Below are 17,632 nucleotides of genomic sequence, written 5' to 3'. Positions count from 1 at the left end.
CCGGCATTTACGCCGCCTCCGGCGCGAGGAAAATGAGATGTTTCATCGCTTATGGACGCTGATCCGCAAAGAGTTGCAGTCTTTACTGCGCGAACCGCAGACCCGCGCGATTTTAATTCTGCCGGTGCTGATACAGGTGATCCTGTTTCCCTTTGCCGCGACGCTGGAGGTCACGAACGCCACCATTGCCGTGTATAACGAGGATAACGGTAAACACGCCGTGGAGTTGACCCAGCGTTTCGCCCGCGCCAAAGCCTTCACTCACGTGCTGTTGCTGAACAGCCCGCAGGAGATTCAGCCCACCATCGACACACAGAAAGCGCTGCTGCTGGTCCGCTTTCCGGCGGATTTTTCCCGCAATCTGGACACCTTCCAGCCCGCACCGATGCAGTTGATTCTCGATGGGCGTAACTCCAACAGCGCGCAGATCGCCGCCAATTATCTCCAGCAAATCGTAAAGGTTTACCAGCAGGAACTGATGGAAGGCAAACCGAAGCCGAACAACAGCGAGCTGGTGGTCCGCAACTGGTATAACCCGAACCTCGACTATAAATGGTTTGTGGTGCCGTCGCTGATTGCCATGATCACGACGATCGGCGTCATGATCGTGACCTCGCTCTCGGTGGCGCGCGAGCGCGAACAGGGCACGCTCGACCAGTTGCTGGTCTCGCCGCTCACCACCTGGCAAATCTTTATCGGTAAAGCGGTGCCTGCGCTGATAGTCGCCACGTTCCAGGCGACTATCGTGCTGGCCATCGGGATCTGGGCGTACCAAATCCCCTTTGCCGGATCGCTGGCGCTGTTTTACTTCACGATGGTGATTTACGGACTGTCACTGGTCGGGTTTGGGCTGCTGATCTCCTCGCTCTGCTCAACGCAGCAGCAGGCGTTTATCGGCGTGTTTGTCTTTATGATGCCTGCGATTTTGCTGTCGGGTTACGTCTCGCCGGTCGAAAATATGCCGGTATGGTTGCAGAACCTGACGTGGATTAACCCGATTCGTCACTTTACCGATATCACCAAGCAGATCTATCTGAAGGACGCGAGTTTATCGATTGTCTGGGGGAGCTTGTGGCCGCTACTGGTGATCGCGGCCACGACGGGATCAGCGGCGTATGCGATGTTTAGACGCAAGGTCATGTAGCTTTTTGTCTTTCGCCAGCAGCGATACCACGGCGGGCCCGGCAAGGATAGCGACGCCCGCTAACGCCAGCAGGACATTATTTTGCAGCACACGGGACAACAGCCACAGCACAATCAGCGCCGCGCCGAAATACCAGGTGGTGGTGAGTTCTTCCAGCACGTCGGCCACTTCCCGCCAACGCTGTTCATGATGGCGTTGCAGTGCCAGCATCAGCAGTACTGTGATGCCGTACACGACACATAATCCAAGGCCGACGCGAACCAGCGTGCCGCTCATCCAGCCCATTACCAGCATCGCCACTACCAGTAAATGCAACATTATCTGCCAGCAACTTAACCCCGTTGCGACACGAACACGTTGTTGCCACTTCATGGCTTTTCTCCTGAAGGATTTCCGTCTAATGATTCAGAGTACCGAACTTTACGGAAAATTCCGTAACAACGCACCTTTTTGTGACGACGACTACACTATTTACTCGGGATAGTGACGTTGACAGGAGAATCATGACTCAACACACCGGTAATTTTTCATTCAAAGTGCTCACCATTAATACGCACAAAGGGTTCACCGCCTTTAACAAGCGCTTTATTTTGCCGGAGCTGCGCGACGCCGTGCGCACAGTCGGCGCCGACATTGTGTGCCTGCAGGAAGTGCTGGGCGCCCATGAAGTGCATCCGCTGCACGTTGAGAACTGGCCGGACACTACCCATTACGAATTTCTCGCCGATACCATGTGGAGCGACTACGCCTATGGACGCAACGCGGTATACCCGGAAGGTCATCATGGCAACGCGGTGCTGTCGCGCTATCCGATTGAACACTATGAAAACCGCGATGTGTCGGTCGCGGGCAGCGAAAAGCGCGGCGTGCTGTACTGCCGCATAGTGCCGCCGCAGCTTAACCATCCGATCCATGTGATGTGCGTCCATCTGGGCTTACGGGAAGCGCATCGTCAGGCGCAACTCAAAATGCTGGCCGATTGGGTCAACGCCCTGCCCGACGGCGAACCCGTGGTGGTGGCTGGCGATTTCAACGACTGGCGGCAAAAAGCCAACCATCCGCTGAAAAAAGCGGCCGGGCTGGAGGAGATCTTCACCCGCGCCAACGGTCGTCCAGCGCGCACCTTTCCGGTCAGCCTGCCGCTATTACGACTCGATCGTATTTACGTAAAAAATGCCAATACCAGTGCGCCAACGGCGTTGCCGCTGCGCAACTGGCGTCATCTTTCCGATCATGCTCCCCTGAGCGCGGAGGTCCATTTATGAAGTGTGGCTGGCGTGAAGGTAACCAGATTCAGTTGCTGGAAAACGGCGATCAATTTTACCCCGCCGTGTATAAAGCCATTGCCGAAGCAGAGCAAAGGATCATTCTGGAATCCTTCATCTGGTTTGAGGACAACGTTGGGAAACAGCTGCATGCGGCGCTGCTCAAAGCGGCCAAACGTGGCGTGAAGGCGGAAGTGCTGCTCGACGGCTACGGCTCGCCGGATCTCAGCGATGAATTTGTGGGTGAACTGACCGCCGCAGGCGTGGTGTTCCGCTACTACGATCCCCGCCCGCGGGTCTTTGGGATGCGCACCAACGTCTTTCGCCGCATGCACCGCAAAATTGTGGTGATCGACGCCAGGGTGGCATTTGTCGGCGGCATTAACTATTCCGATGAGCATATGTCCGACTATGGTCCCGAGGCCAAGCAGGATTACGCGGTACGCGTCGAAGGTCCGATTGTGGCCGATATTTTACAGTTCGAGGTGGAAAATCTTCCGGGGCAGAGCGCGGTACGCCGCTGGTGGAAGCGTCATCACCAGGCGGTAGAGAACCACCAGCCCGGCGAGGCGCAAGCGCTGTTTGTCTGGCGCGATAACGAAGAACATCGCGATGACATCGAACGCCACTACCTGAAAATGCTGACCCAGGCGCGGCGGGAGGTGATTATCGCCAACGCCTATTTCTTCCCCGGGTATCGACTGCTCCATGCGATGCGCAATGCGGCGCGTCGCGGCGTACGCGTGAAGCTCATCGTACAGGGCGAACCGGATATGCCGATTGTGAAAGTCGGCGCGCGCCTGCTTTACAACTATCTGGTAAAGGGCGGCGTTCAGGTGTACGAATACCGCCGCAAACCGCTGCATGGCAAGGTGGCGTTAATGGACGACCATTGGGCGACGGTCGGCTCCAGTAATCTCGATCCGCTCAGCCTGTCGCTGAATCTGGAAGCGAACCTGATCATACACGACCGTCAGTTTAACCAGACTCTGCGCGATAACCTTAATGCGATCATCGATAAAGACTGTAAACAGGTGGATGAGTCGATGGTGCCCAAACGCACCTGGTGGAACCTGACCAAGAGCGTGCTGGCGTTCCACTTTTTACGTCATTTCCCGGCGCTGGTGGGCTGGCTGCCTGCGCATACTCCACATCTGGCGCAGGTTGAACCGCCAGCCCAGCCCGAGATGGAGACGCAGGACCGCGTTGAAGCACAAGATACAGGAGCGAAACCCTAATGGCGAAATCTCATCCGCGCTGGCGGCTGGCGAAAAAGATCCTTACCTGGCTGTTTTTTATTGCAGTAATTGTCCTGTTGGTCATCTATGCCAAAAAGGTCAACTGGGAGGATGTCTGGACGGTTATCCGCGACTACAACCGCGTGGCGCTGCTCAGCGCTGTCGGGCTGGTGATCGTCAGCTATTTATTGTACGGCTGCTACGATCTGTTAGGGCGCGCTTACTGCGGGCATAAGCTGGCGAAGCGCCAGGTCATGCTGGTGTCGTTTATCTGCTACGCCTTTAACCTGACACTAAGCACCTGGGTCGGCGGCATCGGGATGCGCTATCGACTCTATTCGCGCCTCGGTCTGCCAGGCAGCACCATCACCCGTATTTTCTCATTGAGTATTACCACCAACTGGCTGGGCTACATTCTGCTGGGCGGGATTATCTTTACCTTCGGCGTGGTGCAGTTGCCCGCCCATTGGTATATCGACGAAGGCACGCTGCGCATTCTCGGCGTGGCGCTACTGCTTGTCATCGCCGTGTATATGTGGTTCTGCGCCTTTGCTAAGCGCCGTCATGTCACCATCAAAGGGCAAAAACTGGTGCTGCCGTCGTGGAAATTTGCGCTGGTGCAAATGGCCATTTCAAGCGCCAACTGGATGGTGATGGGACTGATTATCTGGCTGCTGATGGGCCAGGATGTGAACTACTTCTTTGTGCTGGGCGTGCTGTTGGTGAGCAGTATCGCCGGGGTGATAGTCCATATTCCTGCGGGGATCGGCGTGCTGGAAGCGGTGTTCATTGCGCTACTCGCCGGTGAGCATACTTCGCAAGGGACAATCATCGCCGCCCTGCTCGCTTACCGCGTACTGTATTATTTCATACCGCTGCTGCTGGCATTGATTTGTTATCTGGTGCTGGAAAGCCGGGCGAAAAAGCTGCGGGCGAAAAACGAAAAGGCGATGGCGAAGTAGTCTTCTGACGTGCCGAACCTGATGGCGGAACCGCCATCAGGTTCGGTGAGATTACCGGCGGTTGCCGAAGATACGTAACAACATCAGGAACAGGTTGATAAAGTCCAGATACAGCGTCAGCGCCCCGAGAATCGAGTACTTGCGCAGGTTTGAACTGTCGCGCACATCAATCTGCTCGCCAATATTTTTCAGCTTCTGGGTGTCATAGGCGGTCAGGCCGACAAACACCACCACACCAATATAGGTCACTGCCCACATCAGCGCTTCGCTCTTCAGCCAGAAGTTCACCAGCGACGCCAGGATAATGCCTATCAGCGCCATAAACAGCATATTGCCCCAGCCGCTCAGGTCTCGTTTGGTGGTGTAACCCCACAGGCTCATCACGCCGAACATCCCGCCGGTCACCACAAAGGTGCTGGCGATGGACGAATAGGTATAGACGATAAAAATGCTCGACAGCGTCAACCCGGTGAGCGCCGAATAGAGCATAAACAGCGTGGTCGCCATGCCCGCGCTGAGCTTATGCACCATCGCCGAAAGCGCAATAACCAGCGCTAATTGGGCAATAATCAGGCCAAAAAAGGTGATTTTGCTGGAAAAGACGAACATCATGACCGCAGGGGTATTCGCCGCATACCACGCAATAAACGCGGTCAGCAGCAGTCCGACGGTCATCCAGCCGTACACTTGCGCCATATACGTTTGCAGACCGGAACGCGCCTGCACGATTGAATCGGATCGTGGAAATCTGTCCATGAAAATCTCCTGTTAAAAAAGTGACACCTGTATAAGCGTATCACATTCTGCTACCAGCGCTTTGCCGCCTGCTGGTCGCTGTCGCGGGCTTCCACCCAGCGCTCGCCCTCCGGCGTCGCTTCACGTTTCCAGAATGGCGCGCGGGTTTTCAGGTAGTCCATAATAAATTCGCCCGCCTCAAAGGCGCTACTGCGATGCGCGCTGGTGACGCCGACAAACACGATCTCATCGCCCGGCCACAGTTCGCCGATGCGATGGATCACAGTGACGCGCCCCAACGGCCAGCGCGCGCGCGCCTCTGCCACAATCTCGCCCAGCGCTTTTTCGGTCATGCCGGGATAGTGCTCCAGCGTCAGCGCCTTCACGCTGTCGCCGAGGTTGTGATTGCGGACTTTTCCGGTGAAGGTCACAACCGCGCCGTCTTCGTCACGTTCCGCCAGCCACGGGTATTCGTCGCCGACACGAAACGGCGCCGGATCGACCACGATTTTCGTTTCCGCCATCTCAGCCTCCCGTTACCGGCGGGAAAAACGCCACCTCGTCACCCGCGCTTAACGGATGATCAAAGCTGACCAGCGTCTGGTTGACTGCCGCCAGCAGTTTGCCGTCTTCCAGGGCCAGCGCCCAGCGGTCGCTGTTTGTCGCCAGATGCTGGCGCAGCGCCTCAACGGTGGGAAAATCAGCCGCCACGTTCAGCGCATCGGTGCCGACCAGTTCGCGAACCTGGGCGAAGAAGAGAACCTTAATCATGAGAATCCGCCTTAAAATCACCCGATTTGCCGCCACTTTTCGCCAGCAGTCGCACCGGACCAATCACCATATCTTTCTGCACCGCTTTACACATATCGTAGATGGTCAGCGCCGCAACCGACGCGGCGGTTAACGCCTCCATCTCAACGCCGGTTTTGCCGGTCAGACGGCACAGTGACTCAATGCGCACGCGGTTGTGCTCCGGTTCAGCCAGCAGTTGCACTTCAACTTTGCTCAACAGCAACGGATGGCACAGCGGGATCAGCTCCCAGGTGCGTTTTGCCGCCTGGATGCCCGCGATGCGCGCGGTGGCGAAGACATCGCCCTTATGGTGGCTGCCGTCAATAATCATCGCCAGTGTTTCACTGCGCATGGTGACAAAGGCTTCGGCGCGCGCTTCGCGAACGGTTTCCGCTTTAGCGGAAACGTCGACCATGTGCGCTTCGCCAGCGGCGTTAATATGGGTCAGTTGCGACATACTTATTTCTTCAGATGAGGGTGGAAGTTACACGGACGGGTGCGCGCATCAAGCTGCGGAGCAATGATATTATCCCAGGCGGTACGGCAGGCTTTCGTTGAACCCGGCATGGCGAAAATCAGCGTATGGTTGGCCATACCTGCCACCGCGCGCGACTGCAGCGTCGCGGTGCCAATCTCTTCAAACGACAGCATTCGGAAAAGTTCGCCAAAGCCTTCAACTTCGCGGTCAAACAACGGCAGCAGGGCTTCCGGCGCCTGATCGCCGTCGGTGAGCCCTGTCCCGCCAGTGACCAGCACTACCTGAACGTTTTCGCTGGCGATCCACGCCGACACCTGGGCGCGGATGGCGTAGCGGTTCTCTTTGACGATGGCTTTATCCACCACCTGATGTCCCGCTTCCTGTGCCGCGTCACGCAGAAAATGACCGGAGGTATCTTCCTCCTCACCACGACGATTCGACACCGTAAGAATAGCGATACGGGTCGGGATAAATTCAGCGCTTACCTGACTCATGGAAAACTCCTTTTAGCGATCAACCGCCAATGTACGATAAGTTTTGCGTAATACCGGTGTTGTTCTGATGCAGGAAATGGGTCTGCTTTTTCTCACGCAGCGCGAGAGAAATACGTTCTTCCAGCGCATGCTGCTGCGAGTCTTCGACCAGCAGATCGCGCAGGCTGACGCCGCCGTCGCCAAACAAACACAGATGCAGTTTACCCACCGAAGAGACGCGCAGTCGGTTACAGGTGGCGCAGAAATCTTTCTCGTACGGCATGATAAGGCCGATTTCGCCCGCATAGTCGGGGTGGCAGAAAACCTGCGCCGGGCCGTCGCTGCGCTGGCGCAGCTGATGGATCCAACCACGACGCAGCAGTTCATCGCGCAGCACCTGGCCGGAAATATGGTGTTTGCGGAAAAGCGCGCTGCCCTCGCCCGTTTCCATCAGTTCGATGAAGCGTAGCTGGATAGGACGCGTCTGGATCCAGTTCAGGAAGGTATCGAGCTGATGATGATTCACGTCACGCATCAGCACGGTATTGACTTTGACCTTTGTAAAGCCCGCCTCAAAGGCGGCGTCAATGCCCGCCATCACCTGCCGGAATTTGTCCTGTCCGGTAATGGCGTGAAACTGCCGGGCGTCCAGGCTGTCGACGCTGACATTAATACCCGTCAACCCGGCCTCGCGCCAGGCTGCGGCATCACGCGCCAGGCGATAGCCGTTAGTAGTGACGGCTATCTGGCGAATGGCGTCGTTCTCCCGCACGGCAGCGATGATGTCAGTAAAATCGCGGCGCAGGGAAGGTTCACCGCCGGTCAGGCGCACTTTTTCAGTGCCAAGACTGGCAAACGCGCGGGTAACCCGACGAATTTCATCGACAGAAAGAAAACCGTTATTGGTGACGCCGCCGGGCTTGTAGCCATCCGGCAGACAGTAGGTGCAACGAAAGTTACACACATCGGTAATCGACAAACGCAGGTAATAAAACGTGCGCGCGAAAGCATCGGTCAGTTGTGAGGCCATAGACACCTTTCCAGTACGGGAGGCGCAGTCATTTCTTCCTGCACCCTGGTGGCAACGCGTTTACGCTGTCACGGCCAAAACGCCATATCAATGTCTTCATTGACCCAGGCGCAGAGGCTAGAGTGTTTTTTAATGATTAGCCGATACTAGCGCGTAAACGACCATTTTGCCATTTACGCCTAACGTTATATAAACTTATATATAGCGTCATGATCGTGCTATTTCGCTACAGAATAAGCGAAAATGGGCTTTTTGCATTGATATACATCATTAGGCAGTAACCGACATCTCGTACTAAAGGGGTAGCTGCGCAGAATTTATTTCTCTCTCCAGTGGGGAGTGAATTGCTGAAAACCCGCGATGTGCGCTACTGTAGCGAGGTAAATCTGACTTCAGGATATTTTATGCGCAATCGTACGCTGGCTGACCTGGATCGTGTCGTCGCTCTCGGCGGAGGGCATGGATTAGGACGCGTTCTCTCATCACTTTCATCACTGGGCTCACGCCTCACCGGCATTGTCACCACCACCGATAACGGCGGCTCGACCGGACGTATCCGCCGCTCGGAAGGCGGTATCGCCTGGGGGGATATGCGCAACTGCCTTAACCAGTTGATAACCGAACCCAGCGTCGCGTCGGCTATGTTTGAGTATCGTTTTGGCGGTAATGGCGAACTTTCGGGTCATAACCTGGGAAATTTGATGTTAAAGGCGCTCGATCACCTGAGCGTGCGGCCTCTGGAGGCGATCAATTTAATTCGTAACCTGCTTAAAGTCGACGCGCATTTAATCCCGATGTCGGAACTGCCGGTCGATCTGATGGCGATCGACGATCAGGGGCATGAGGTGTATGGCGAAGTGAATATTGACCAGTTGCTCACCCCGCCGCAGGACCTGATGCTGTCACCCAACGTGCCCACCACGCGTGAAGCGGTGCAAGCAATTAACGAAGCGGATTTGATCCTGATTGGCCCTGGCAGTTTTTACACCAGCCTGATGCCGATCCTGCTGCTGGATGACCTGGCGCAGGCGCTGCGCCGCACCCAGGCGCCGATGGTCTATATCGGCAATCTGGGGCGTGAACTGAGTCTGCCGGCAGCCAGCCTGACTCTGGTCGATAAACTGGCGATTATGGAGCAGTATGTCGGTAAACGAGTGATTGACGCCGTGGTCGTCGGTCCTAACGTTGACGTCAGCGCCATCAACGACAGAGTAGTGATTCAAGAGGAGCTGGAAGCCAGCGATATCCCCTATCGCCATGACCGCCAGCTACTGCACTGCGCGCTGGAAAAAGCGGTGCAGGCGCTGGGTTAAATCGGGCATGTCTCGATCGCGACCGGCGTAGCGCTTCGCTTTTCCGGTCTGCGACGCTTTGCCTGAATACCGGATTATGACGCGGCGATAAACAGCTCACGCAGTTGATGGAGCTGGTCGCGGATCTGCGCGGCTTCCTCGAACTCCAGATTCTGCGCGTGCTGCATCATCTGCCCCTCCAGCTCATGGATCTTCTGCTGCAGCGCCTTCGGCGACATATCCATCCCGACGATATCCGCCTTCGCCGTGGAGCGTGACTTGCCCCTGCCCTTCGCTTTGGTCTTCGCGATGTTCTGACCCAGCGCCAGAATATCGACCACTTTTTTGTTCAGCCCCTGCGGGGTAATGCCGTGCTGCTCGTTGTACTGCTGCTGTTTCTCACGGCGGCGCTCGGTTTCGCTAATGGCCTTCGCCATCGACGGGGTGATCTTATCGCCGTACAGGATAGCTTTGCCGTTAACGTTACGCGCCGCGCGGCCAATGGTCTGAATCAGCGAACGTTCAGAGCGCAGGAACCCTTCTTTGTCCGCGTCAAGGATCGCCACCAGCGACACTTCCGGCATGTCGAGCCCCTCTCGCAACAGGTTGATCCCTACCAGCACGTCAAACTCGCCGAGGCGCAGGTCGCGAATGATCTCCATACGCTCGACGGTATCGATGTCCGAGTGCAGATAGCGCACCCGTTCACCGTGTTCCTCCAGGTATTCGGTGAGATCTTCCGCCATCCGCTTGGTTAAGGTTGTCACCAGCACGCGCTCATTGATAGACGCCCGCGCGCGGATCTCTGAAAGCAGGTCGTCCACCTGCGTCGCCACCGGACGCACCTCAATGACCGGATCCAGCAGGCCGGTCGGACGAACCACCTGATCCACCACGTCGCCGCCCGATTTCTCCAGCTCATAGTTGCCCGGCGTCGCGGAAACATAGATAGTCTGCGGGGCCAGCGCTTCAAACTCTTCGAACTTCAGCGGACGGTTATCCAGCGCGGAAGGCAAGCGGAACCCATACTCCACCAGCGTCTCTTTACGCGCTCTGTCGCCACGGTACATGCCGCCAATCTGCGGAATGGTGACGTGCGATTCATCCACCACCAGCAGGCCGTCTGCGGGCAGATAATCGAACAGCGTCGGCGGCGGCTCGCCCGGTCCGCGTCCAGAAAGATAGCGTGAATAGTTTTCGATCCCCGAACAGTAGCCAAGCTCGTTCATCATCTCAAGATCGAACTGGGTGCGCTGGCTGAGACGCTGCTCTTCCAGCAGCTTGTTGTTCGCCAGCAGGATCTTGCGGCGATCAACCAGTTCGTCTTTGATCTCTTCCATCGCCTGCAAAATACGCTCGCGCGGCGTGACATAGTGGGTTTTCGGGTAGATGGTGTAGCGGGGAATGGTCGATTCCACCTGTCCGGTGAGCGGATCAAACAGCGACAGCCGCTCCACCTCTTCGTCAAACAGCTCCACACGTAGCGCGATGTCGTCGGATTCCGCTGGGAAGATGTCGATCACCTCGCCACGTACACGGAAGGTGCCGCGCTGGAACGCCTGATCGTTACGGGTGTACTGTAGCTCGGCCAGACGACGCAGGATCGCGCGCTGGTCGATCAGCATCCCCACCGTCAGGTGCAGCATCATTTTCAGGTACAGATCCGGGTCGCCCAGACCGTAGATCGCCGACACCGAGGCCACCACCACCACGTCGCGACGCTCGAGCAAGGCTTTGGTTGCCGACAAACGCATCTGCTCAATGTGTTCGTTTACCGACGCGTCTTTCTCAATGAAGGTGTCGGAACTGGGCACATAGGCTTCAGGCTGATAGTAGTCATAGTAAGAGACGAAATATTCCACCGCGTTTTCCGGAAAGAATTCTTTCATTTCGCCGTACAGCTGCGCCGCCAGCGTTTTGTTCGGCGCGAGCACCATGGTCGGACGCTGGAGATCGGCAATGACATTGGCGATGGTGAACGTTTTCCCTGACCCCGTTACGCCAAGCAGCGTCTGATGCGCCAGGCCATCCTCCAGCCCTTCTTCGAGGCGTCGTATCGCCTCTGGCTGGTCGCCTGACGGTTTAAATGCGGAATTCAGTTTGAACGGTTTACTCATGGGCAGCTACCTGAAGCAATGGGCGGGCAGGCTTGTAATTTTACTCGCAGCGCATAATATTGCCAGTAAAATATACTGGATGAAAAAACAGTAACGACGGAGAAAATTTGTGTTACGCGCCGAAAAGACACAGCGTCAGCGGCGAGAATTTCACCGCTGACAAGATAATCTTCTGACCGGCGGGGTTATCCCCAAACCAATCACTTCATTAACATTGTCAAGTCGTGTCATGAAAGTTTTATTGCATTCAATGACAGTTCTGCGACAGCTATTGCCTTTATATAACTAATTGAAAAGTAAATAATATTTAACAAAGCCGTCTTTCGCATCAATTTGGCTGGAAGCCGCGTATTCTCTCGCTTACCCTGCGTTTTCTAACTCTAATACACAAGGTTATCCACAGGAATAGTGGATAACTGCTTCCAGCCCACACGGTCTGCCGCCTGGCAATTTCCCCTCGTTGACGGATTTCAGGACAATAAAAAAAAATTATCGCTAAATTTTGATTTTTATCAGCTAACGAAACGGCCTGTCGCAGGCGATATTGCTCGCAAAATCGCCATTTACTCTCCTGTCAAAAGCGTGAGATCCAGATATTGTCCTGTTGCGACGGTTCGCGCTTCAGCGCCAAGCCAGGGGATTTCCCCGAGTAAAGGCGCGGGAATAACCCGCGCCAGCGTCGCCATATACTCGCGGTGGCGTTTACCCGGCGGCTGGACGTCATTCGCCACCCAGCCGGCTAACGTCAGCCCGGCCTGCTGAATGGCCTGCGCGGTGAGCATCGCATGGTTAATACACCCCAGCTTCACGCCGACCACTAAAATCACCGGCAGTTGTTCCGCCTGCACCCAGTCGGCAAACGTAACGTCCTCTGTCAGCGGCGTGAACCAGCCGCCCGCGCCTTCCACCAGCACCCACTCCGCGCGGGTTTCCAGCGCCCGTAGCCCGGCTGACATCACATCGGTTTGAATCGGTCTGCCCTCTCCGGCGCTGATGATGTGCGGCGAGGTCGGCTCGGCGAAGGTATAAGGATTCACTGCCGCGTAGTCCAGCGGCAGGCTGCTGCTGCGCTGGAGCGCCAGCGCATCGCTGTTGCGCAACCCTTCCGGCGTCATTTCGCTGCCGGAGGCAACCGGCTTATACCCGGCCGTGCGCAGCCCCATTTTGCCTGCCGCCTGGAGCAAAGCGCTGCTGGCGACGGTTTTCCCGACTTCGGTATCAGTACCGGTAACAAAATAGCGTTTAATCACGTTCAATAACTCCTGCAAAAAGATGGTAGGTGAGCGGATACTTTCCCTGTTGTTGAGGCCAGGCCAACTGCACTTTTTGCAGCTGCGCACGGGTGAGCACGCGCGGTTCACGTCCTTCGTGCAGATGCGTGGCCCCAATCCCCTTCAGCGAACGCATCGCGCTCAGCGCATCGTCAAACCACAGGGTCAACGTGTGCAGATGGCTTTCGCTACGCCAGCCGCGCAGGGCATCGCGCAGCGCCGCCTGCGGTAAGAACCGATTAGCATGGGTTTGGTTATCGACTGCCCGCCATGCCTGATGCAGCTCCGGCAGCGACCCTTTCGCCAGCGTTGTGAACGCCACTCTGCCGCCGGGACGCACCACCCGGTAAAGTTCGCTCAGCGCGCCGTGTAAATCGTTGCACCACTGAACGGCGAGATTACTCCAGGCGAGATCGAACGTCGCGCTCGCCAACGGCAGCGATTCGATATCTCCGGCAAGATAGTGGTGCGCCGTATTACGCCGCCGCGCCTCGTCAAGCATGGGTGAGGACAAATCCAGCGCGGTGACCTGACTGCCCTGCTCACGCCAGTAACGGCTCAACCGGCCAGGACCACAGCCGGCGTCCAGCACCTGCCCATAGCTTTGCTGCGGCAACTGCGCCAGCAGCGCGTCCGCGCTCAACCGTTGCAGCGTGGCGTGTTGTTCATAACACGTCGCCGCACGGCCAAACGCCGCCGCGATGGCCTGTTTATTCACCTGTGTCATTTAGCACCTCCAGCAGACGGTCAATGTCTTCACGCTCGTGCGCCTGGGTGAGAGTCAGACGCAAACGCGCCGTCCCCGCAGGCACCGTTGGCGGACGGATTGCCGTCGCCCAGCAGCCACGGCTGCGCAGGGTTTCCGCCAGATGCAGCGCCCGCGCGTTATCGCCAACGATCAGCGGCTGGATCGCGCTGTGCGATTCCCCCAGTCGGTAACGGCTGCGGTCTACGCCGCGACGAAAGCGTGCGATGAGCGCCGCCAGTTTCGCCCGGCGCGCGTCGCCTTCTTCGCTGCGGATCACCGCAAGGGAGGCCCGGATCGCCTGCGCCTGAGCAGGCGGCATGCTGGTGCTGTAGATCAGGTGTCGGGCAAATTGCAGCAGATAATCCGCCACGCGGGCTGAACACAATATCGCCGCGCCGCTGACGCCAAAGCCTTTACCAAAGGTCACGACCAGCAGTTCTGGTCGCACCTGCTGCCGCCAGCAGCTGCCGCGCCCTTCTTCGCCGCAGACGCCAATGCCGTGGGCATCGTCCACCAGCAGCCAGGCGTTGCGCCGCGCTGCCGCACGCTGGATCTCCGCCAGCGGCGCGCTGTCGCCGTCCATACTGAATACACCTTCAGTGACCACCAGTTGTTGCCCCGGACAGGGGGCATCGAGCAGTCGCGTCAGATGCCGGGTATCGTTATGGGTAAAACGGCGAAGCGACGCCGGACTAAGGCTTGCCGCCTCCAGCAACGAGGCATGGCTGAGGCGATCGGCGACAATCCGATCGTCCTTTGCCATCAACGCGGCAATGACCGCCTGATTAGCGGCAAAACCTGAGATAAACAGCAGCGCGCGCGGGTAACCCAACCAGTCCGCCAGCTCTTCTTCAACGTGTTGATGCGCAACGGTATAACCGCTGACGTGGCCGGAGCCGCCGCTGCCTACGCCGAAGCGTTCCGCCCCCTGTTGCCAGGCGTGAATAATCTGCGGATGGTGGCTTAAGCCCAGATAGTCGTTGCTGGAAAAGTTGAGAAAGCGGCGATCGCCGGTCATCAGCCAGCGGCCCGCGCCCTGCTCAACCGCGTAACGACGACGCAGGGCATCCGCTGAACGACGCGCGTTTAGCGCATCGTCGATTTTTTGCTGCCAGCTCATACCGCTGCCGCGTTGTACCAGGCGTCGGTATCCGGGGTCATCAGCGCCTGCTCCAGCCGCTGCTGCTGCTCGTTATCCCCTGCCAGCACGGCGGTTTGCTGCGGGTTCAGTCCGAGCTTACGGAACAGCTGTAAGTCTTTATCTTCTTCCGGGTTCGGCGTGGTCAACAGCTTGCAGCCGTAAAAGATAGAGTTCGCGCCCGCCATGAAGCACATTGCCTGGGTTTGTTCGTTCATCTGCTCGCGACCGGCAGAGAGACGCACGTACGAGGTGGGCATCATAATGCGCGCCACCGCGATCGTGCGGATGAAGTCAAATGCGTCCACATCGTCGTTATCGGCCAGCGGCGTCCCCTTGACCTTCACCAGCATGTTGATCGGCACGCTTTCCGGCGGAGTCGGCAGATTCGCCAGTTGCAGCAGCAAACCGGCGCGATCGTTTACCGTTTCGCCCAGCCCGACAATCCCGCCGGAGCAGACCTTGATCCCGGCATCGCGCACTTTATCCAGCGTATCCAGACGCTCCTGATAAGAACGGGTGGTGATGATATTGCCGTAGAACTCCGGCGAAGTGTCGAGGTTGTGGTTGTAGTAATCCAGCCCCGCCGCCGCCAGCCGCTGCGCCTGCGCTTCGCTCAGGGTGCCGAGGGTCATACAGGCTTCCAGCCCCATCGCCTTCACCCCCTGCACCATTTGCTCAAGATACGGCATGTCGCGCTCGTGAGGGTTCTTCCACGCCGCCCCCATACAGAAACGGGTGGACCCGGCGTTTTTCGCCTTGCGCGCCGAATCCAGCACCTGTTCGACCTCCATCAGGCGCTCTGCTTCCAGCCCGGTTTTATAGCGCGAGCTTTGTGGGCAATATTTGCAATCCTCCGGGCAGGCGCCGGTTTTAATCGACAGCAATGTACTGACCTGCACCTGGCGAGGATCAAAATGCTGACGGTGGATTTGCTGGGCTTCAAAGAGCAGATCCAGCAGCGGTTTTTCAAATAATTCGGTGACTTGCGACAGCGTCCAGCGAGAATGTTTGGTCATAATTTTCTACGTTTTGTTGTGAGAACTGTGTAGACTCGTAAACCTAAATGTTTTTAATTTGGTTTACAAGTCGATTATGACAACGGACGATCTCGCTTTCGATCGGCGCCATATCTGGCACCCTTATACCTCCATGACCTCTCCGCTACCGGTGTATCCGGTCGCGCGCGCGGAAGGTTGCGAACTGATCCTCACCAGCGGCGAACACCTCATTGACGGCATGTCGTCGTGGTGGGCGGCGATCCACGGCTACAACCATCCCGTACTCAACGCGGCGATGAAAACGCAAATTGACGCCATGTCGCACGTGATGTTTGGCGGCATTACCCATGCACCGGCCATCGACCTGTGCCGTAAACTGGTGGCGATGACGCCCGAGCCCCTGGCGTGCGTTTTCCTTGCGGATTCCGGTTCCGTGGCCGTTGAAGTGGCGATGAAAATGGCGCTGCAATACTGGCAGGCAAAAGGCGAATCGCGACAGCGTTTCCTGACGTTTCGCAACGGCTATCACGGCGACACGTTCGGCGCCATGTCAGTCTGCGATCCGGACAACTCCATGCACAGCCTGTGGAAGGGCTATCTGCCGGAAAACCTGTTTGCCCCGGCGCCGCAAAGCCGGATGGGCGGCGAATGGGATGAGCGCGATATGGTGGCGTTCGCCCGCCTGATGGCCGCACACCGGCATGAGATCGCCGCAGTGATCCTCGAACCCATCGTCCAGGGCGCGGGCGGAATGCGCATGTACCATCCCCAGTGGCTGCAGCGCATCCGTAAGATGTGTGATCGCGAAGGCATCCTGCTGATCGCCGACGAGATCGCCACCGGTTTTGGCCGCACCGGCAAACTGTTTGCCTGCGAGCACGCCGGGGTATCGCCGGATATTCTCTGTCTGGGTAAAGCGCTCACCGGCGGCACGATGACCCTTTCCGCCACCCTCGCCACCCGCCAGATAGCCGACACTATCAGCAACGGCGACGCCGGGTGTTTTATGCATGGCCCGACATTTATGGCTAACCCGCTGGCCTGCGCGGCGGCAAACGCCAGCCTGACGTTGCTGGCATCCGGCGACTGGCAGCAGCAGGTGGCGGCCATTGAAGCGCAACTGCGTGCCGAACTGGCCGCGGCGGCAGATTCACCATGGGTCGCGGACGTACGCGTGCTCGGCGCGATCGGCGTGGTGGAAACCACTCATCCGGTCAATATGGCGGCGCTGCAAAAATTCTTTGTCCAGCGGGGCGTCTGGGTGCGTCCGTTCGGCAAACTCATCTACCTGATGCCGCCGTACATTATCCAGCCGGAGCAACTGCGTTGTCTGACGCAGGCGGTTAACGAAGCTGTGCGCGAAGAAACATTTTTTCGCGTTTAATTGGCGGTAAACTAAAACGTTTCTGGCTAAACTTTTTGGTTAAGGGAGGAATCAGCATGAAACTCATCAGTAACGATTTCCGCGACGGCGATAAGCTTCCGCTGCGTCACGTTTTTAACGGCATGGGTTACGACGGCGATAATATTTCGCCGCATCTGGCCTGGGATGACGTTCCGGCAGGAACGAAAAGTTTTGTCGTAACCTGTTTCGACCCCGATGCGCCCACCGGCTCCGGCTGGTGGCACTGGGGCGTAGCGAATTTACCCGCCGACACCCGCGTTCTGACCCAGGGTTTCGGCTCCGGTCTGGTGGCGCTACCGGACGGCGTGGTGCAGACCCGCACCGATTTCGGTAAAGCGGGCTACGGCGGCGCGGCGCCGCCGAAAGGCGAAACGCACCGCTATATCTTTACAGTTCATGCGCTGGACGTGGATCGTATCGAGGTCGATGAAGAGGCCAGCGGCGCGATGGTCGGCTTTAACGTCCATTTCCACGCGCTCGCCAGCGCGTCGATCACCGCCATGTTCAGTTAACCTGATAACGGATGGCGACGCTAACGTGCCG

At 57.5% G+C, this 17,632-nt stretch carries 19 protein-coding genes and 1 riboswitch; of the genes, 7 read left to right on the top strand and 12 right to left on the bottom strand.

Annotated features, from left to right (window positions below):
* Positions 1-37: 37 nt before the first annotated feature.
* Complete coding sequence (locus OOJ60_RS01390) at positions 38-1,144, top strand: ABC transporter permease (protein ID WP_042285108.1); 1,107 nt, start codon at positions 38-40, stop codon at positions 1,142-1,144.
* On the opposite strand, the gene OOJ60_RS01385 is transcribed toward OOJ60_RS01390, so the two are convergent.
* Positions 1,106-1,516, bottom strand: coding sequence for a YbhQ family protein (locus OOJ60_RS01385; RefSeq protein ID WP_042285112.1), 411 nt, complete (start codon positions 1,514-1,516; stop codon positions 1,106-1,108). The genes OOJ60_RS01390 and OOJ60_RS01385 overlap by 39 nt on opposite strands.
* 131 nt (positions 1,517-1,647) lie before the next feature.
* On the opposite strand from OOJ60_RS01385, the gene OOJ60_RS01380 reads away from it, so the two are divergent.
* Genes OOJ60_RS01380 through OOJ60_RS01370 form a run of 3 tightly spaced genes read left to right on the top strand, consistent with a single transcriptional unit; the run spans position 1,648 to position 4,609 of the window.
* Complete coding sequence (locus tag OOJ60_RS01380; protein ID WP_181821720.1) at positions 1,648-2,409, top strand: endonuclease/exonuclease/phosphatase family protein; 762 nt, start codon at positions 1,648-1,650, stop codon at positions 2,407-2,409.
* Complete coding sequence (gene clsB, locus OOJ60_RS01375) at positions 2,406-3,647, top strand: cardiolipin synthase ClsB (protein WP_205611792.1); 1,242 nt, start codon at positions 2,406-2,408, stop codon at positions 3,645-3,647. Before OOJ60_RS01380 ends, clsB begins: the two co-directional genes overlap by 4 nt.
* Entirely contained in the window at positions 3,647-4,609 is a 963-nt protein-coding gene (locus OOJ60_RS01370; protein WP_181821724.1) for a lysylphosphatidylglycerol synthase domain-containing protein, read from the top strand. Before clsB ends, OOJ60_RS01370 begins: the two co-directional genes overlap by 1 nt.
* A 51-nt stretch (positions 4,610-4,660) precedes the next feature.
* Here OOJ60_RS01370 and OOJ60_RS01365 read toward each other — a convergent pair whose 3' ends face one another.
* From OOJ60_RS01365 to moaA, 6 genes are all read right to left on the bottom strand, one after another.
* Positions 4,661-5,365, bottom strand: coding sequence for a Bax inhibitor-1/YccA family protein (locus OOJ60_RS01365; RefSeq protein WP_042285122.1), 705 nt, complete (start codon positions 5,363-5,365; stop codon positions 4,661-4,663).
* A gap of 50 nt (positions 5,366-5,415) precedes the next feature.
* The gene (gene moaE / locus OOJ60_RS01360) at positions 5,416-5,868 is read right to left on the bottom strand and encodes a molybdopterin synthase catalytic subunit MoaE (RefSeq protein ID WP_060569922.1); all 453 of its coding nucleotides are present in this window, start codon (positions 5,866-5,868) and stop codon (positions 5,416-5,418) included.
* 1 nt (position 5,869) lies between these two features.
* Complete coding sequence (gene moaD, locus OOJ60_RS01355) at positions 5,870-6,115, bottom strand: molybdopterin synthase sulfur carrier subunit (RefSeq protein WP_042285128.1); 246 nt, start codon at positions 6,113-6,115, stop codon at positions 5,870-5,872.
* The gene (moaC, locus tag OOJ60_RS01350; RefSeq protein ID WP_042285132.1) at positions 6,108-6,593 is read right to left on the bottom strand and encodes a cyclic pyranopterin monophosphate synthase MoaC; all 486 of its coding nucleotides are present in this window, start codon (positions 6,591-6,593) and stop codon (positions 6,108-6,110) included. The genes moaD and moaC overlap by 8 nt, the downstream gene beginning before the upstream one ends.
* A gap of 2 nt (positions 6,594-6,595) precedes the next feature.
* The gene (gene moaB, locus OOJ60_RS01345) at positions 6,596-7,108 is read right to left on the bottom strand and encodes a molybdenum cofactor biosynthesis protein B (protein WP_205611791.1); all 513 of its coding nucleotides are present in this window, start codon (positions 7,106-7,108) and stop codon (positions 6,596-6,598) included.
* A gap of 19 nt (positions 7,109-7,127) precedes the next feature.
* Positions 7,128-8,117 (bottom strand): GTP 3',8-cyclase MoaA, encoded by a 990-nt coding sequence (moaA, locus tag OOJ60_RS01340; RefSeq protein WP_042285138.1) that lies wholly within the window; start codon positions 8,115-8,117, stop codon positions 7,128-7,130.
* Positions 8,105-8,254, bottom strand: a riboswitch (molybdenum cofactor riboswitch). It overlaps the preceding gene by 13 nt.
* A gap of 267 nt (positions 8,255-8,521) precedes the next feature.
* On the opposite strand from moaA, the gene yvcK reads away from it, so the two are divergent.
* Positions 8,522-9,430 (top strand): uridine diphosphate-N-acetylglucosamine-binding protein YvcK, encoded by a 909-nt coding sequence (gene yvcK, locus OOJ60_RS01335; RefSeq protein ID WP_181821728.1) that lies wholly within the window; start codon positions 8,522-8,524, stop codon positions 9,428-9,430.
* Between the two features lie 74 nt (positions 9,431-9,504).
* Here yvcK and uvrB read toward each other — a convergent pair whose 3' ends face one another.
* The 5 genes from uvrB to bioB all read right to left on the bottom strand — a co-directional run bounded on the left by uvrB (position 9,505) and on the right by bioB (position 15,702).
* Positions 9,505-11,526: an excinuclease ABC subunit UvrB gene (gene uvrB / locus OOJ60_RS01330; protein ID WP_181821730.1), complete on the bottom strand. Its 2,022-nt coding sequence runs from the start codon at positions 11,524-11,526 to the stop codon at positions 9,505-9,507.
* A gap of 563 nt (positions 11,527-12,089) precedes the next feature.
* Positions 12,090-12,776, bottom strand: a complete 687-nt coding sequence (bioD, locus tag OOJ60_RS01325; protein ID WP_181821732.1) for a dethiobiotin synthase — start codon at positions 12,774-12,776, stop codon at positions 12,090-12,092.
* Complete coding sequence (gene bioC / locus OOJ60_RS01320; protein WP_181821734.1) at positions 12,769-13,524, bottom strand: malonyl-ACP O-methyltransferase BioC; 756 nt, start codon at positions 13,522-13,524, stop codon at positions 12,769-12,771. The genes bioD and bioC overlap by 8 nt, the downstream gene beginning before the upstream one ends.
* Positions 13,508-14,665, bottom strand: coding sequence for an 8-amino-7-oxononanoate synthase (gene bioF / locus OOJ60_RS01315; protein ID WP_181821735.1), 1,158 nt, complete (start codon positions 14,663-14,665; stop codon positions 13,508-13,510). Before bioF ends, bioC begins: the two co-directional genes overlap by 17 nt.
* Positions 14,662-15,702, bottom strand: a complete 1,041-nt coding sequence (gene bioB / locus OOJ60_RS01310) for a biotin synthase BioB (RefSeq protein WP_042285153.1) — start codon at positions 15,700-15,702, stop codon at positions 14,662-14,664. Before bioB ends, bioF begins: the two co-directional genes overlap by 4 nt.
* Before the next feature lie 76 nt (positions 15,703-15,778).
* Here bioB and bioA point away from each other — a divergent pair, with 76 nt between their 5' ends.
* Positions 15,779-17,068 (top strand): adenosylmethionine--8-amino-7-oxononanoate transaminase, encoded by a 1,290-nt coding sequence (gene bioA / locus OOJ60_RS01305; protein WP_181821736.1) that lies wholly within the window; start codon positions 15,779-15,781, stop codon positions 17,066-17,068.
* Positions 17,069-17,124: 56 nt separating this feature from the next.
* Positions 17,125-17,601, top strand: coding sequence for a kinase inhibitor (locus tag OOJ60_RS01300; RefSeq protein WP_060569929.1), 477 nt, complete (start codon positions 17,125-17,127; stop codon positions 17,599-17,601).
* Positions 17,602-17,632 lie beyond the last annotated feature (31 nt).

This window comes from Citrobacter sp. R4, from assembly GCF_026719175.1.
GTDB classification, from domain to species: Bacteria; Pseudomonadota; Gammaproteobacteria; order Enterobacterales; family Enterobacteriaceae; genus Citrobacter_A; species Citrobacter_A sedlakii.
Note: the sequence above shows the minus strand (reverse complement) of the source record. Positions and strands in the feature narration are given on the sequence as shown.

Bases quoted from the DNA above. Each gene is read 5' to 3' on its own strand.
- bioA (WP_181821736.1), top strand. From the start codon at position 15,779: ATGACAACGGACGATCTCGCTTTCGATCGGCGCCATATCTGGCACCCT.
- OOJ60_RS01300 (WP_060569929.1), top strand. From the start codon at position 17,125: ATGAAACTCATCAGTAACGATTTCCGCGACGGCGATAAGCTTCCGCTG.
- uvrB (WP_181821730.1), bottom strand. From the start codon at position 11,526: ATGAGTAAACCGTTCAAACTGAATTCCGCATTTAAACCGTCAGGCGAC.
- clsB (WP_205611792.1), top strand. From the start codon at position 2,406: ATGAAGTGTGGCTGGCGTGAAGGTAACCAGATTCAGTTGCTGGAAAAC.
- bioC (WP_181821734.1), bottom strand. From the start codon at position 13,524: ATGACACAGGTGAATAAACAGGCCATCGCGGCGGCGTTTGGCCGTGCG.
- OOJ60_RS01370 (WP_181821724.1), top strand. From the start codon at position 3,647: ATGGCGAAATCTCATCCGCGCTGGCGGCTGGCGAAAAAGATCCTTACC.
- OOJ60_RS01380 (WP_181821720.1), top strand. From the start codon at position 1,648: ATGACTCAACACACCGGTAATTTTTCATTCAAAGTGCTCACCATTAAT.
- bioF (WP_181821735.1), bottom strand. From the start codon at position 14,665: ATGAGCTGGCAGCAAAAAATCGACGATGCGCTAAACGCGCGTCGTTCA.
- OOJ60_RS01385 (WP_042285112.1), bottom strand. From the start codon at position 1,516: ATGAAGTGGCAACAACGTGTTCGTGTCGCAACGGGGTTAAGTTGCTGG.
- moaC (WP_042285132.1), bottom strand. From the start codon at position 6,593: ATGTCGCAACTGACCCATATTAACGCCGCTGGCGAAGCGCACATGGTC.
- moaD (WP_042285128.1), bottom strand. From the start codon at position 6,115: ATGATTAAGGTTCTCTTCTTCGCCCAGGTTCGCGAACTGGTCGGCACC.
- OOJ60_RS01365 (WP_042285122.1), bottom strand. From the start codon at position 5,365: ATGGACAGATTTCCACGATCCGATTCAATCGTGCAGGCGCGTTCCGGT.
- moaA (WP_042285138.1), bottom strand. From the start codon at position 8,117: ATGGCCTCACAACTGACCGATGCTTTCGCGCGCACGTTTTATTACCTG.
- OOJ60_RS01390 (WP_042285108.1), top strand. From the start codon at position 38: ATGTTTCATCGCTTATGGACGCTGATCCGCAAAGAGTTGCAGTCTTTA.
- yvcK (WP_181821728.1), top strand. From the start codon at position 8,522: ATGCGCAATCGTACGCTGGCTGACCTGGATCGTGTCGTCGCTCTCGGC.
- moaB (WP_205611791.1), bottom strand. From the start codon at position 7,108: ATGAGTCAGGTAAGCGCTGAATTTATCCCGACCCGTATCGCTATTCTT.
- moaE (WP_060569922.1), bottom strand. From the start codon at position 5,868: ATGGCGGAAACGAAAATCGTGGTCGATCCGGCGCCGTTTCGTGTCGGC.
- bioB (WP_042285153.1), bottom strand. From the start codon at position 15,702: ATGACCAAACATTCTCGCTGGACGCTGTCGCAAGTCACCGAATTATTT.